16 protein-coding genes are annotated in these 15,418 nt (G+C 44.8%); all 16 read right to left on the bottom strand.

Annotated elements, in window-relative coordinates:
- Positions 1 to 103 precede the first annotated feature (103 nt).
- Positions 104 to 1,249 (bottom strand): thiolase family protein, encoded by a 1,146-nt coding sequence (locus tag LF822_RS12730; RefSeq protein ID WP_253924446.1) that lies wholly within the window; start codon positions 1,247 to 1,249, stop codon positions 104 to 106.
- Positions 1,250 to 2,710, bottom strand: a complete 1,461-nt coding sequence (locus tag LF822_RS12725; RefSeq protein WP_253924445.1) for an AMP-binding protein — start codon at positions 2,708 to 2,710, stop codon at positions 1,250 to 1,252. It abuts the gene before it with no gap.
- Between the two features lie 52 nt (positions 2,711 to 2,762).
- On the bottom strand, positions 2,763 to 3,344 hold the full coding sequence (locus LF822_RS12720) for a biotin transporter BioY (protein ID WP_371925908.1): 582 nt from the start codon (positions 3,342 to 3,344) through the stop codon (positions 2,763 to 2,765).
- A gap of 142 nt (positions 3,345 to 3,486) precedes the next feature.
- On the bottom strand, positions 3,487 to 3,927 hold the full coding sequence (locus tag LF822_RS12715; RefSeq protein ID WP_253924444.1) for a CHRD domain-containing protein: 441 nt from the start codon (positions 3,925 to 3,927) through the stop codon (positions 3,487 to 3,489).
- Between the two features lie 274 nt (positions 3,928 to 4,201).
- The gene (locus tag LF822_RS12710; protein ID WP_253924443.1) at positions 4,202 to 4,390 is read right to left on the bottom strand and encodes a hypothetical protein; all 189 of its coding nucleotides are present in this window, start codon (positions 4,388 to 4,390) and stop codon (positions 4,202 to 4,204) included.
- 111 nt (positions 4,391 to 4,501) lie between these two features.
- Entirely contained in the window at positions 4,502 to 4,939 is a 438-nt protein-coding gene (locus LF822_RS12705; protein ID WP_371925924.1) for a GNAT family N-acetyltransferase, read from the bottom strand.
- Positions 4,940 to 5,036: 97 nt separating this feature from the next.
- Positions 5,037 to 5,387, bottom strand: coding sequence for a hypothetical protein (locus tag LF822_RS12700; RefSeq protein WP_253924441.1), 351 nt, complete (start codon positions 5,385 to 5,387; stop codon positions 5,037 to 5,039).
- 119 nt (positions 5,388 to 5,506) lie between these two features.
- Positions 5,507 to 6,550, bottom strand: coding sequence for a FecCD family ABC transporter permease (locus LF822_RS12695; protein ID WP_253924440.1), 1,044 nt, complete (start codon positions 6,548 to 6,550; stop codon positions 5,507 to 5,509).
- A gap of 25 nt (positions 6,551 to 6,575) precedes the next feature.
- A complete protein-coding gene (locus LF822_RS12690; protein ID WP_253924439.1) occupies positions 6,576 to 7,589 on the bottom strand; it encodes a FecCD family ABC transporter permease in 1,014 nt (337 codons plus the stop codon).
- Positions 7,590 to 7,640: 51 nt separating this feature from the next.
- On the bottom strand, positions 7,641 to 8,615 hold the full coding sequence (locus tag LF822_RS12685; protein ID WP_253924438.1) for an ABC transporter substrate-binding protein: 975 nt from the start codon (positions 8,613 to 8,615) through the stop codon (positions 7,641 to 7,643).
- Between the two features lies 1 nt (position 8,616).
- Positions 8,617 to 9,198 (bottom strand): nitroreductase family protein, encoded by a 582-nt coding sequence (locus LF822_RS12680; protein WP_253924437.1) that lies wholly within the window; start codon positions 9,196 to 9,198, stop codon positions 8,617 to 8,619.
- 351 nt (positions 9,199 to 9,549) lie between these two features.
- Positions 9,550 to 10,608 carry a Gfo/Idh/MocA family protein gene (locus LF822_RS12675; protein ID WP_253924937.1) on the bottom strand — a complete coding sequence of 353 codons (1,059 nt, stop codon included), beginning with the start codon at positions 10,606 to 10,608 and terminating at the stop codon, positions 9,550 to 9,552.
- Between the two features lie 33 nt (positions 10,609 to 10,641).
- Positions 10,642 to 11,802 (bottom strand): Gfo/Idh/MocA family protein, encoded by a 1,161-nt coding sequence (locus LF822_RS12670; protein ID WP_253924436.1) that lies wholly within the window; start codon positions 11,800 to 11,802, stop codon positions 10,642 to 10,644.
- Between the two features lie 46 nt (positions 11,803 to 11,848).
- Positions 11,849 to 12,709, bottom strand: coding sequence for a sugar phosphate isomerase/epimerase family protein (locus LF822_RS12665; RefSeq protein ID WP_253924435.1), 861 nt, complete (start codon positions 12,707 to 12,709; stop codon positions 11,849 to 11,851).
- Between the two features lie 267 nt (positions 12,710 to 12,976).
- On the bottom strand, positions 12,977 to 13,825 hold the full coding sequence (locus LF822_RS12660; protein ID WP_253924434.1) for a helix-turn-helix transcriptional regulator: 849 nt from the start codon (positions 13,823 to 13,825) through the stop codon (positions 12,977 to 12,979).
- A 231-nt stretch (positions 13,826 to 14,056) separates the two neighbouring features.
- On the bottom strand, positions 14,057 to 15,385 hold the full coding sequence (locus LF822_RS12655) for a YjiH family protein (RefSeq protein WP_253924433.1): 1,329 nt from the start codon (positions 15,383 to 15,385) through the stop codon (positions 14,057 to 14,059).
- Positions 15,386 to 15,418 lie beyond the last annotated feature (33 nt).

Raw genomic sequence — 15,418 nt, 5'->3', positions numbered from 1 at the left:
TTTCCTACAAGACACTATGCTCCTATGTTTTTCAACATCCTCGAAAGCTTTAACTTACATGTCTTTTCAAAAAACGCACCTATTTATTGCCCAATCAGAATGTTCACCATTCCTTCACCTTTTCAAATAACGACGCCAGACCCATGCCTCCACCAATTCCCAGCGTGGCGATTCCACGTGTGCCCTGACCTCTGCTTAGTTCTGTCATCAGCCGGGTGACGAGAATGGCCCCGGAAGCTCCATAGGGATGCCCTAACGCAAGCGCACCTCCTGATCGATTGACCTTGTCATAGGGAATGGACAGGCTTTTGAGTGAAGCGATCACTTGCGAGGCAAAGGCTTCGTTAAATTCCACCAGGTCTATTTCTTTTTCGCTTATATTCTGCCGTTTCCACAGCTTTTCTATCGCTGGCACCGGACCTATGCCAAGCAGATTTGGGTCTACCCCTGCGGATGTACTGTCAACAAACCGTGCGATCGGCTTATATCCGAGTTCCCGGCACTTTTCTTTAGACATGAGGAGAACTGCTGCCGCTCCGTCGTTCATGGGGCATGAGTTCCCCGCTGTCACGGTTCCTCCTTCTTTAAAGGCCGGCTTGATCCGGGCCAGCTTCTTCAGGCTTGTCTTCGGGCGGGGCGATTCATCAGTATGAATGCCGCTGACTGGTATGAGCTCTTCATCAAACCACCCGTCCTGCTGAGCGGATACCGCCTTTTTGTGACTGTGAGAAGCAAATTCATCCTGCTCTTCCCGGGAGATATGATAATGTTCGGCCACATTCTCCGCTGCTTCTCCCATTTCCGGGTCACCGACAGCATCAGGGGAAAACCTTGCCCTCGTATACAATTCCGGCCCTTTGGGATCGGCAATGAAGGCGGGTTTCTTTATTTTCCAGGGGGCAAGGCTGGTGCTTTCCACTCCTCCGGCAATGTACAAGCCGCCAGCTCCTGCCTGGATCAGTCTGGCTGCCATATTAATCGCTTCTAAACCGGACCCACACTGCCTGTCTACGGTGACACCCGGTACTGTTACAGGAATACCTGCCGTAAGTAAGGAAAGGCGCGCCATATTCCCTCCAGGACCGACTACATTGCCCAGGATCACATCATCTATTTCTTCTGAAGGAAGGTCCTCTATTATATGTTCAAGAAGAGGCTGCATTAATTTTTCTGGAGGGATGCGGGAGAGGGATCCTCCCACCTTCCCTATCGGTGTTCGTTTCGCTTTGACAATGACGACTTCGTGCATCTAATCCCTCCTAGCAGATGTTCTTAATTGTTTTCTCGCTATTTTGCCACTGCTCGTATAGGGGAAGCTTCCCAGCTCCACCCACTCTTTCGGACATTTATACCTGGGCAGCCATTTGGCAAGCTGCTTATTCATTTCTTCTATTTGGAGCGTTTGACCTTTTTTACAGGTGACAAAAGCGACTACTTTCTCTCCCCAGTAAGCGTCCTCCAGCCCGATAACTGCCGCTTCCTCAATTGCGGGCTGCCGGCGGATCGTTTCTTCGACTTCTTCGGGATAAATATTAAGTCCGCCGCTTATGATCATATTTTGTCTGCGTCCTTTAAGAATGATATGTCCATTCTCGTTCACAAACGCCAAATCACCGACGGTAGCCCATTTACCAAAGAAGACCTTCTTCGTCTCCTCCGGGCGGTTCAAATAGCCGTCAAACACCCACGGACTGCTTACAAATAGTTGACCAACCTCCCCCTTCTTCACAGGCTGTCCATCCTCTGTAAGTATCGCAATCTCCACCCGCGGAAAAGGCTGACCGATCGATCCTTCATAGAGTCCGTCTTCATCGACAAGACGATAACTGACGAAACTCAATTCAGAAGCCCCATAGAACTCATAAATATCTGCAGTGGGAAAAACGTGAATAGCGGACTGCTTCGATGACTCCACCCATTTTGCTCCCGAGGAAATCAGTGCTTTCACATCGGGAAAAACCGCATCACCTATCACCCGCTTTAACGCTTCAAACATAGTTGGAACGATGTAGATGACGGAAATATCCTCTGTATGGAGCCACGTCCACACCTTCTCTGCATCAAATTTTGCCGGCAGGTGTAATGCAGCTCCCATATGCAGACACTGCACAGCGGCGTATAAGAAGTGAGAATGCACGAGCGGGCCTGGACAGAGCATGTGATCCTGCTCACTTAAAGAAAACGTTTCGCCTCCCAGCGAAAAACAATCCGCCCAGGAGGCATGACTTCTTATGAACCCTTTAGGCTGTCCAGTTGTCCCGGAGGTATAGCCGATATAAAAGGGATCCTGATCAGAAACGTCGGCATGCTTCGTTATTATAGATGCCAGCACATTCAGTTCATTCACCTCTATGCTTCTGCTGCAATCAAAAGATGTGCTGACACTCTGATCATAAATAAAGAGGTCAGGCTGAGCATCCAAGAGTACTTCGCTCACCTGAGCGGCACTCCATTTCGGGTCAAATGGGATTGCGATCCCCCCTCCCGAACTTATAGCGATAAAAATCTCAAGCCATTTCGGCTCGTTAGGCAGCAAGAAGGCAATCCGCTTCCCTTTTATACTAGATAAGAGAGATGAGATTCTGCCGTGAAAGTCCTCACAGGATTGATAGAATTCCTCATACGTCACACTGCCATACTCGGTTTTAACAGCTGTCCGTTCAGGATCGTGATAAGCTGTTTCTCGTATTTTTTCTCCAATACGTGCCACGCTTCTTCCCCCCTTTTCCTGAAAAAAGGTTTGCCATCGTGAAGGCAAACCTTTAAGCAACGCTTGAAATCTTATTCGAGCCTCTTTTTTCTTTATCAATCAACGGGTACACCCGGTTAATCTGTCTCGAGAGCAAGGAAGCGATAACGACCTTCACTAAGTCGCCGGGTATAAAAATAAATGCGGCAAACATAGCCTTCGTCCACGGTGTTTCTGTTATAAAAGATAAATAGGTCACCCCGAATGCATAGACGAGGAGGACCCCGCCGATTACATGAATAGCGAGATACAGACCAATATTCATCTTATTCCAGAACCGTTCGACGAGAAACCCTATGAGAAAAGCGGCCAGCGGATAGGATAGGATGTATCCGCCGGAAGGTCCAAACAGCACCCCGAGCCCGCCTCTTCCTCCAGCAAGAAGCGGTGCTCCAAAGCACACGAGTAAAACGAAAAGCAGTAAACTCAGCCCGCCTCGTTTAGCTCCCAAGATAGAACCAGCCAGCATGACTCCTAAGGTTTGAGCCGTAATGGGGACAGGCGTAAATGGAGTCACGATGGGCGGTAATAAGCCAAGCGCCCCCATAATCGCCGCAAACAAAGCCGCATAAACCATTGTTCTTATTTTCATCATCAGCACCTACTTTAAACAATATGTATGAAGGAAGAGTACCGTATTTATACGATTTTTGTCAACTGGAAATTTGTAAGGTTAACGTAAGTAAAAAGAAGACAGTCACCCGTCTTCTTTGTAGTGCTTTCATTTTTTATGACCGTTAGTACTTATGATGAAAAGGGACAATCTGCCCCCTGATTTCTCCATCAGGGTTCTGCTCGGTATGAGCATTTACGTAGGTCATTTCTTCCTTCATACATTCAATCAGGTCACTGACACATCTGATTCTTACCTTATTTTTCACAATATCTTCATCTGTGATTACGCCCCGAACGACGCCGCCACACGTGCTGATGCCATGTTGATCCCCTAAAGTCTCTAAATCAGCACCGAACAGGAAAACGAGAACGGGTCCATTTTCACCACGTGCCCCGAAATGAATATGTGCTTGAACAAAATTCTTAATATCACAAACTTCCAGCTCAAATTTAATTTTTGTGCAGTCATGGTTTGCGAGGAATTTAGCGATTCCAACAGCTTTTGTATCTACTGGGTGCGGCACCTCATTTTCACCTTTTAGCTTGGCGATAAATTTATCCATAATTTCACCTCCAATTAAAACTACTTCATTGTATGTAAGGACAAGCGACAATGAATAGGTAGGAGGATTAGATATAGATGAAGTGGGGTAAATAAAGGCGGATTAAATATCTATCAACCTGTAGAAAGATAGATTGAAGAAAAGTGTTAAACCGAAGGACGAGATGAGGGATTCTATGAGTAGAGAGGTCTGGAAATTACACTAAATTAACTCTTCTTTCACGAAAAAAAGCTCCTTAAAGGAACTTTTTCATAGTGCAGAGGAAGTTAAGATATTAATTCAATACCAAGCTGCCAATTAAACCGAACAGGATCATTAAAGCTATCCCCCCAAATAGAAAATAACCGATTAACCTAATCGGTAACGGAAGCTTCCTTTCACTGGGGTTGGTATATCCTTCGATTTTTTGTTTGTGCTCCACCGCATCATTGATAGGTTTATCGTCTTCGTGATGATCAGACAATTTACCACCTCCACCCCGCTAGTAATTACGTTCCACTATGACGAGCTTATGATTCTTACCATCTATTATTTCAAGTTTACAAGGAATAAACAACCACTGCCCGATCAATGATTATGTAAGATGTTTAACGAACAAAACTCTATCCTGCCCCGGTCCATCATAATCTGAAAATACGGATATCCCATCGACTTCTTTGTCTCCATCCTTTATTTCAAAACCCATCTTCGTATGATAGGCAATGGATCCTTTGTTTACAGGAGAAGTTACAGCTCTGACTAGGCTCCGGTCTTCTTTTACTGCCGTTTTAAAAAATTTGTCATAGAGCTGCTTTCCTATGCTGTGCTTTCGAAAATCGGGATGAACTCCAACAAAATGTATGTAAGCTTCCCGCAGATGGGATTGAGACATAAATCCGATTAAAAAGCCGATCACTTTTCCGTCTTGTTCTACGATAAAGCTGGAATTATTAAAGTGATCAAAGAAAAGCTTGGGCAGCTTATCTGACATATCCCTCCCGCCCCACCATTCATTGATTAATGGCGAGAGCATATAATAATCGGAGCTTGTAGCGTATCGAATATCCAATTCTGCATCCTCCTCAAGAAAAATACGTATCCTTAATACTGATCAAAGAATGATACAACATTTATTTATCGACCACAATTTTTACTGCGACCTCCTGCTCTTCACCTTTTCGTTTCTCCCAGACTTCTACATGGTCGTCTTCTCTTAAATCCTCAAGCCGGTCTTTACGTCCTTCTACTTTAGTTTGATCGTCAATGAGCACTTCATACGCTGGATAAGAGGCCTCTGGGTCTTCAGCCGACGGCGCGATAACTACACTTTCATCCTTCAGTTCATAAATAAAGACATTTTGATAATCTGATTCATTCTGTGCGACCGTTTCATTTCCTTGTGCGTGCTCAGGGGCTTCTCGCTTTTCGCTGCACCCTGTTAAAGCGATCATGAAGATGAATAAGACTGCTCGTAATCTCATAGAAATCCCCCGCCTATTTAATGAACTTCGACCAGCACTTCGATAATCCTGCCAGTTAGGCAATAAAATAAAAAACCTTAGAGATACAAGAGAAAATCCTGTACAACTAAGGTTAACACTTAAAATTTATTCCGATGCTTCACCAGCAAATAGATAAAGAAAGGAGCTCCTATCCCAGCCGTGAAAATTCCCGCAGGTATATCACTCGGATAAAAAGCTGTTCGTGCAACTATATCAGCTGAAAATACAATAAGAGCCCCTACAAAACCGGCCGAAGGAAGTAAATATGGAAAAGAACGCCCGACTAGTAAACGTGCAATATGAGGGGCAACTAACCCTACAAAGCCTATAGTACCGACAACCGAAACGGCCGCCCCTGCCAGAACTACACTGCACAGCAGTAACACGATTCGATGCTTTTGCACGCTAAGCCCCAGTCCCGCAGAAGTATCATCGCCAAGCTCCTGTACATTAAGGACAGAGGAGTAAATTACGGTCATGGGAACGATGAGCACAGCCCAGGGCAGTAATAAGCGCAGATTTTCCCAGGAAGCTCCATAGATGCTTCCTGTCAGCCAAATATAGGCCTGGCTTGCAGAGTAGTCCGGGCTCAACGTAAGAATGAGCATCGTACAGGCATTTATAGCTGCGGAGACGCCAATTCCGATAAGGACCAGCCGAATAGGTGTCACCCCTTCATTCCACGAAATCAAAAAGATGAGCAGCGATGCCATCAAAGCCCCGCCAATAGCTGTAAAAGGCAGCCACTGGATGCCGAAGCTGTCCTGGAAGAAGGTGATATAAATTACAGCCGCTACGGCCGCCCCTCCAGTAATACCGATAATATCCGGAGAAGCTAAAGGGTTACGGACAATTCCCTGAAGAATAGCTCCAGCTGTTCCTAAGCATAAACCGGCGAGGAGCGATACAGCTGCCCGTGGAAAGCGCAGCGTATTAATGATGAACTCATTTCCCCCGCTCCCAATACCAAACAGGGACTGCCCAATCTCCACTGGATTAAAGAACGGATCCCCAAGTCCGGGTCCCGCAAAGAGAGCGGCAGCGGTAAGGATAAATAGAAATAGAGTCACCAGCAAAGGCTTTACATCAATTTGAAAGGATATGGTGTTTTTCTTACTGCGAATGTTAATTTGCCTGGCCATGATGAGTCTCCCTTCCCACGTGCCCTTACCTTTTCGTTAGACCATAGCGCGCGATATAAATAAAAAACGGGGTTCCAATCAATGCGGTCATAATCCCTACAGGTATTTCCTGCGGCATAATCAGCAGTCTCGCCAGGACATCCGCGCTCATAAGCAAGGATGCTCCAAGCACGGCGGATAAAGGAACCACCCAGCGATAATCCGGGCCAAACAGCCCTCTTGTGATATGAGGAACGACCAACCCAATAAACCCAATGGCGCCCGCGATCGACACAGAGCTCCCGGCCAGAATGATAACAATAACACCTATCCCTATTTTCAACAGATTCGTTTTCTGTCCGAGGTTTTTTGCGACGTCCTCTCCTGTCGCAAATACATTTAACGCCTTCCCCATAAACATAGCTCCAGCTGCGGCTATAAGAATAAAAGGCAGGATGGGATAAAGCATGTCCAGCGACCTGCCGCTGATCGATCCTGACAGCCAGAACAGCACCTGCTGCAGACCATTTTCATCCAGCACCAGCATCGCCTGCGTCATCGATAAAAACAAAGCACTGATGGCCGACCCTGCTAAGACAACCTTGATCGGAGTCATGCCGTCCCTGCCAATAGAACCAAGCAAAAACACCAGCAATCCTGATACCGCCGCACCTAAGAGGGCCAGCCACATTATGTGAACAAGTGACGAAAATGAAAACAGAGTAATCGCTAAAACGACGAAAAACAAGGCACCTGCATTAATGCCGAAAATACTCGGAGAAGCGAGAGGATTCCCTGTTAGTGCCTGCATTAACGCCCCCGCCACCGCAAGACTGGCACCGATCACAATGCCTAACACCGCCCGGGGCAGCCGCTCGTCCAAAACGATCACCTGATTCGTGGAAGAAGAATTAAATTGGGTAAATGCTTGCACAATATCTTCTATCACAATAGAGGTCTGACCAAAATATAAGCTTGAGCAGAAAGTGAAAAGAAGTAACAGGACGGCGGCGAAAGCCCCTATAAATCTGGATTGCTTTGTTTTTAATAAATGAGACATAATGAGTCCTTATCCTTTGACAGACAGAAGAAGAGAGAACCCTCTCTTCTTCTAGTCGTTATTTTCTTCTTCCAAATCGTAAATCTCATACAAGTCATCAAGCATATGATTCGCTGCTAAATAGCCTCCTGCACTGTTCCATGTCACTTCATCTACATTGTGCACATTGTCATCCTGCACCGCGTCAAGTTCCTGCCAGAGCGGGTGACCTGTCCATTCTTCGTACGTCTGCTGAATTTCGTCTTTCTCAGTACCTGAGTTAAAGTTAAAGATGACGTCCGCATTCATTTCAGGAATACTTTCTTTAGAGGTTAGCTTCACGCCCCATGTATCCTCTTGATGGTTATCAGGGCGGTCAAAGCCTAATTCATTTAAAATGCCGCCGCCAAAGCCAGTGTAAAAGATTCTCGCATGGTCAGCTCGGAAGTTGGTGATCGCTGCTTCCACTGGAAAATGTCCTTCCTCTTCCATCTGCGATTTAAAATCTTCTACTCGATCATCCCATTCATTCAGCAGCTCATCTGACTCTTCCTCTTTATCCAGAGACTGTCCCATCAGATCTACAGTATCCTTCCAGCCATAGATCTCATCCACCATCACCGTCGGAGCTATTTCTGAAAGCTCATCATAAATGTCTTCATGACGGTCTTTATTGGCAAAGATAACATCAGGTTCCTGCTTAGCTACCTCTTCTAAATTGGGCTGTGTTTCTTCCCCTACCTGGTCCACACCCTCAAGGTCATCACGCAGGTATTTATAGACGGGCTGCTCTACCCAGGACTCCACAATGCCGACAGGCTCCACATCTAAAGCCACAGCTGCATCATTGGCTCCCTGGAAGAGCGAGACGACACGCTCTGGCTCCCCTTCAATTTCTGCTGTCCCCATGGCATGCTCCACTTCACGAGTTTCGGAATCACCCGATTGATCTTCTGAATCCCCTGACGTGTCATCTGACTGACTCCCACAAGCTGATAATACTAACGATAGAACGAGCAGACTTCCAACTCCCCATTTGTTTCTCAATTTATAACCTCTCCTTTTTGTTAATTACTGTGATTTTTTCTTCCGCTTTGGTCCGGTCCTGGGCTTTAGGAATCTCTTCCGGATACCCCATGTGAATAATGCCGACGATTTTTTCGCTTTCTTTAACCCCTATATCTTCACAAAACGAGCTCGAATTTATGTACTGATTGGTCTTCCATATCATCCCGAGCCCCTGCTCCCATCCAAGCAGCTGAAGGTTCTGAATTAAAGCGCTTGTAGCAGCGAAATCCTCCTCCCACACTTTTTTCTTATCACTCTCCTCCATCACCACAACTAAGTGAGCAGGGATGTGACGATATCTCTCAATCAGATTGTCAGGATTCTTCGTCGATAATTTGCCACGCTGACCCTCATTCTGCAGGGCTTCAACAATGGTTTCCTTCCCTTCTCCCATAAACAGCAAGAAACGCCACGGTTCTCTTACGCCATGATTTGGAGCCCAGACTGCATCATTTAATAAATCGATGATGGCCTCTTTATCGATGGGATCACGCTTGAATTTCTTGATCGACCGGCGGCTCTTTATCGTTTCGACTAGCTTACTCTCTTCGACCTTAAGCATTTCCTCACCCCTATATGGTAATGATAATCATTTTCATTTAAAAATAATAAAAAAAATAACCCCGGACCGAGGAATTTTCATTAATGACTAACTGATAACGATTCTCATTATATACAAAGCAAGGAAAAGATGCAACCAATTATCTAAAACTTTTTAAATTCACTCAAAACCAGACGGCAGTTTCAAACCTTCATGTGATACCTATCCGGCAAAAAGTTGAGTACTAATTATTTCTCCAGTGTAAATCAACAACAGGGAATCTTTCCCTGGTCAAACCGCCTAAGGCTGCTCCATAAACCATTCAGGATTATTTAAAAAGCGCCCGTCCCAAGGTGAAGGACAGGCACTTCATTATTCTACTCTTATTGCCATTTCCTGAGCCTTCAAACAAAGTTCTGCCGCCTTGAATGCATGCTCCTGTGTCATCGCATTTTCTGTTCGATGGATGCAATCAAGAATCAATTCTCCGAAAAACGGATAACCTACATGCCCCTTTAGTGAAAAATGCTTTTCCCCTTTATCATTCACAAGATACAAGTGATCCGAACTAGATTCTCTAGCTATATCGATATACTTTCGAATTTCGATATACCCTTCGGTGCCGACGATAAATATTCGTCCGTCTCCCCATGTTTGCAGACCATCTGGAGTAAACCAATCCACTCTGAAATACTGCGTCGCCCCATTGTCCCCGATTAATGTGGCATCCCCGTAATCTTCAAGTTCAGGGTAATCTTCTTTACAGTGATAATTAGCCACTTTACTGTGCATTACTCTGGCATCTTTACAAGAAGCATAGTATAAGAACTGCTCAATTTGATGACTGCCTATATCACAAAGGATGCCCCCGTAATTTTCTTTTTCAAAAAACCAATCAGGCCTTCCTGGTGCATTTAAACGATGGGGTCCAAAACCTGTGATTTGAATCACTCTTCCAATAGCGCCTTGTTCGATTAACTGTCCTGCGAAAACGGCACTTTCCACATGCAGACGTTCACTATAATAGACCATATATTTCCTGCCTGTTGCTTCTGTCTTCCTTCTCGCCTGCTCCAGCTGCTCTAAAGTTGTAAAGGGCGTTTTATCCGTGAAATAATCTTTTCCATGATCCATAGCTCTTAACCCTAGCTCACACCGCTTCGAAGGAACAGCAGCTCCTGCAATCAAGTTCACTTCCGGGTCATCCATGATTTCCTGTTCAGAGGAAGCCACTCTTACAAGAGGAAAAGCCTCGACAAACTGTTTAATTTTTTCAGGATCTGGATCGTATACGTATTTAAGTACGGCGCCCGCTTCCGTCAATCCATTACACATGCCATAAATATGACCATGATCCAATGCAATCGCAGCAAAAATGAAGTCCCCTTCCGATACGACTCTATTCGGCTTTCCTTTTGGAGCATAGTTCATTCCGTCCAATTTCGTGCACCTCCCATGATTGATTTAATAGGAACCATCCACATTAAAGACAATACCTTTATCTTCTTTTACAATCGTCGAGCTTTTTATTTTATCTTGTAAGTGTTTATAATATAGGTCTTCGTTCAGCGGGAACGTCACCCAGTCGTCTTCCCACGTTGATAACTGCATCGCATTAGAAAGGGCCAGTCCATTGATGCCTTCTTCACCAGGTGAAAGCAGCGGCGTCCCTTTTCTAATGGAATCAATAAAGTTTTGGGTAATCCCTTTATGGCCTGTTTCTACACCTTCAACTGGAATGTCACACTTCCAGGCCTCGGGGCTGCCAAATCCCCCTTCGTATGCTTGATTAAATTCAGGTTCAGGAACTCGTAATCTCCAGAACGTCAGCTGATTATCTTCCACCACTACTTTTCCACGGTCACCTGAGATTTCTAATCGATTCGTCCCCGGTGCTTCTCCTGTTGAAGTAATGAAGACACCAGTCGCCCCGTTTTCATATTCTGCAAAAGCCGTTACATCGTCCTCCACTTCAATATCACGGTATTTTCCAAAATAACAAAAGGCTCTCATACGAGACGGCATCATGCCAGTCATCCACTGCCATAAATCAAGCTGATGGGGACATTGATTAATCAATACACCTCCACCTTCACCAGCCCAGGTCGCTCTCCACCCTCCTGAATCATAATAGCTTTGTGAGCGGTACCAGCTCGTGATCAGCCAATTGAACCGGCGTATTTCTCCCAGTTCATTTGTTTGAATGAGTTCGCGTATTTTTTGATAAAGCGGGTTCGTCCGCTGGTTGTACATCACCGAAAATGTGAGACGGCTGGATTTGGCAGCTTCATTCATTTCACGGACTTGTTTTGTATAAACGCCAACAGGCTTTTCGCATAATACATGGATCCCGTGTTGAAAGGCTTTAACGGCTAATGAAGCATGGTCGTAATGAGGCGTTGCAATTAGAACAGCGTCTACTGAACAAGAGTTAAAAAAGGCATCTTCATCAGCGAATACCTTCACTTCATCTCCTATGTTTTCCTGGATTTCTTGAAGTCTCTCTTTACGTATTTCCAGAACTGCAGTCAGTTCAGCACCTTCCACTTCATGATTGATCAGGTAGTCCGCATGACTGGTTCCCATATTCCCCATCCCAATAATCCCGATTCGCACATTACTCACTTAGCTCCACTCCCTTTTGCTGCATAATGTAACTCCACGTTTATTCTTACAGTTGATAAACCATTCGTCTAAAGTACTCCAGGTTGAATTTCAAAGCCTCCCTGGTTTCATAATTACCACAGAAGTCTTCCATTCCAATATATCCATCATAACCCACTGCTTTTAGATCCTTTAGTACTTCCTTCCAGTTCACTATACCTTCAGGAACGGGCGACCACCGGGTTTCCCAGCTTACCGTTTCACCACCGCTTCCATTCCGTTCAGGCTGCCAAACTGCATTTTTAGCATGCACATGTGCTAAATACGGACCAAGTAATTCCATTCCCATCCGGTAGTTTTCATGCCCCTCTATCACCATATTTCCCGGGTCATATAATACTCCGATATGATCAGAGTTGAACGAACTTACCAGGCGATAAGCTAAACTTGCGCTTGGAGCAATGGTCTCATGGTGTGTTTCAACCAGCCCTTTTACTCCATATTGCCTGCATAATGGTTCACATTCACTTAAATAACGTAATGCTTGATTGTATAGATCATGATAATTGGAGGTACGGTCATATGGAGGGACCCCAAGACGAATGACATCAGCTCCCAGCTTCTGCGCATTTTGCAGCACTCTTTCCGTCCCTTCTATATCACCACACTTTAAGTAGGGAGTTACACTGAACGTTTCCAGACCGTTCTCAGTCGTCCACGCCTTCAATTCTTCCAGCTGCTCGCTGGTGCTGCCGGGAGTAATGGTAGCTAAATTATTCCCCCAATAGCTGGGATTTTTGTTTTTTACCTCGTCAGGGATAGGATGATAACGCCATTCCACACCGTCGTAACCTAAATCTTTCAATGAAGTTAATAATTCCTTTGGTTTTAAATCTGGAGTCATGACAGTAAATACTGAAAACTTCATCTCTACACATCTCTCCCGTTGAATGAATTCTAGCTTATGTATAACGATAAACAGAAACAGGGACGCCGGCTTTCCCCCTATTGACCAATCCACCGATTCATTTAACTCTTATTGTACAAATGGACATCCTTCTTGTGCTGAAGCCATAATCTAACAAGAACGGAGGCGCACCAGCAGAAACGGAACGCTTAAGCAAAACGACTGTAGGAAGGCTCAGAACCTGGACAATAAAGAAAGTGTATTCCCCGCAGGATAGAATACACTTTTTTACTGACTATTCTTTTTGTATTGCTCAGGCGTGAGGCCTGTCAACTTTTTAAATACTCTGCTGAAATGAGCCGGATGTTTAAAGCCAACATTGTATCCTACTTCTGTCACACTACATTCAGGTGAGACTAGAAAATCAATCTTCGCTTGATTTATTCTCCGCTGGTACAAGTAACTAAATACGGTAAAGCCCGTTACATTTTTGAACATTTTCGATAAATAAAACCTACTTAAATGAAGCTCATGTTCTAACCTTTTCAAGCTTAGATCCTCCATATAATGGTTCTCAATAAATGAAATCACTCGTTGAACATAATCAGCTTGACCAGAAGGTGCCTCGTTTTTCTTATGGTTATCCAGCGCTCCTTTTAAAAAGGAATATAATAGAGTAAGCAATTCTATGAAGGCAAGCTGAAAACGGCAGATCGAAATATCATCATGTTTTTCATTATGCTCATTCATCTTTTTTAGTAACGACTCAAACTCAACTCGATCTCGCCCCTGCAAATGGAGACGGTAGGATTGCAGAGAAGAAAAAGGCTGCAATAGAAAATCCATTCTCATTCCATTGAGGATCTCCTTAAAATATTCAGACTCAAAGTGGATAGTTGAACGAACATACTCTTCCCCTTCAAACAATCTGGGACGATGCAGGGTCAGCCCGTGCATAATAATGACATCCCCCGGAGAAAGGGTGTACATTTGGTCCCCAATAAAATACCTGCAGCTTCCTTTATGAAAAAAATAAATTTCATACTCAGGATGAGAATGGAAAGAAATGTCGGCTCTCCTTTCATCCCAGTAGTTCAAATGAAACCGCATTTTTTCCTCTAAGCTTGAAGTGGTCATAAGAACCTCCTTAATCGGTACCTTAAAGGTGTCCAGTGATGAATCACTTTCTTAAAATGAAGTTTTTTGTAACCCCTTACATAAAGATAAGCTATTCTACTTTTCGAGTAAAGAATCAAGGACTACCAGGCAGAACGCTTTTTCAAACTCGGTGTGGTATGGTTTCACTTTTACAGATTAAAAAAGCTCCGGATTAGGGAGCTTTTTGTGATTGTACTTGTTTAAGAAGTCCTAGAGTAACAGATAGGCAATGGGAGTAACGAAAATCAGCGTTAAGATGGTACGCTCGATCCAGATCACAATTAACTTTGGAATGCTGATGGGAATATCCGTGGACAGGATACATGGAATCAAAGCTGAGAAGAACAATACAGCGGACACAGATAAACTTCCGATCACAAACCTGGTAATAAGCGGAGCATCCGCAACTAACAGAGCCGGCAGGAACATTTCGGCAATCTCAATAGCTGAAGCTTTGGCGGCCAGCAGGGGCTCGGGGATTTGCAAGGCCCAGGTGAATGGGTAAAAAATATACCCTGCAATATCAAATACAGGAGTGTATTCGGCCAATACCAATCCGAGTAACCCTACAGACATGATGGAGGGCAGGATGGCCATCGTCATAATGAATCCATCCTTTAAATTGACCCAAATGTTCCTGCCAAGAGAAGGGGCCTGCCTGGATGCTTCCATAGCTTGATGCCATGCTGCTTTGATACGGTTTTCTTTGACCACTTCTTCCGGGTGTCCTTCGTCTGTGTAATAATCGTCGCTGATTTTATTTAATGGCCAGATCCGCACGGTGACAGCGGTTACAAGAAATGTCACAAAGAGGGTGACCCAGAAGTAGGTGTTCCAGATTTCCATCAGACCGAGAGTTTTTGCGACGACAATCATGAAGGTCGCTGATACCGTCGAGAAACCTGTGGCGATAATCGTCGCTTCCTTGATGGTGTATTTTCCTTCTTTGAACACCCGGTTCGTAATCAACAAGCCTATCGAATAGCTTCCGACGAAAGAGGCTACGGCGTCGACCGCCGAACGCCCCGGTGTTTTCCAAATCGGCCGCATGACCGGCTGCAGGAGAACTCCAATAAACTCCAACAGCCCATATCCGACCAGCAAAGCTAAGAATATGGCGCCGATTGGCACTAACAGCCCAACGGGGATAACGAGGTTTTCAAACAGGAAGGGTCCCATATCTGGATCAAACAGCCACGTCGGACCTGTATCCACAACAAGCATAGCCGCTGCCACTGCACCGAAAATTTTAAAAATGGAGAGCGTCACGTTTACTCCATCTTTGTTCCATGATTTGTTCATAAATGGATAGATGGCACCAAGAATAATGACAAGCAAGGCATAATAAGGGATAAGTTCAGGGAACGTTGTTTGGATCAATGTAACTATATGATCTAGTGGAATGGACGAGGTGCCGTCAATTGTGATGGGGATAAAGAATGTAAAAATACCGATTAAGCTCATCACAATGAATTTGCCTATATTTCCTCTGTGCTTCGCATGCTGTTCTTGTGAAACAGTTGCGTTTCTTTCTTCCATAATAAAACCTCCCATTTTACACTAATCGGAAAA

Source organism: Halobacillus sp. A5 (assembly GCF_024189315.1).
Classification (GTDB): Bacteria; Bacillota; Bacilli; order Bacillales; family Halobacillaceae; genus Halobacillus_A.
The sequence above is the reverse complement of the archived record's forward strand: the minus strand, read 5'-3'. Positions and strand labels throughout refer to the sequence as shown.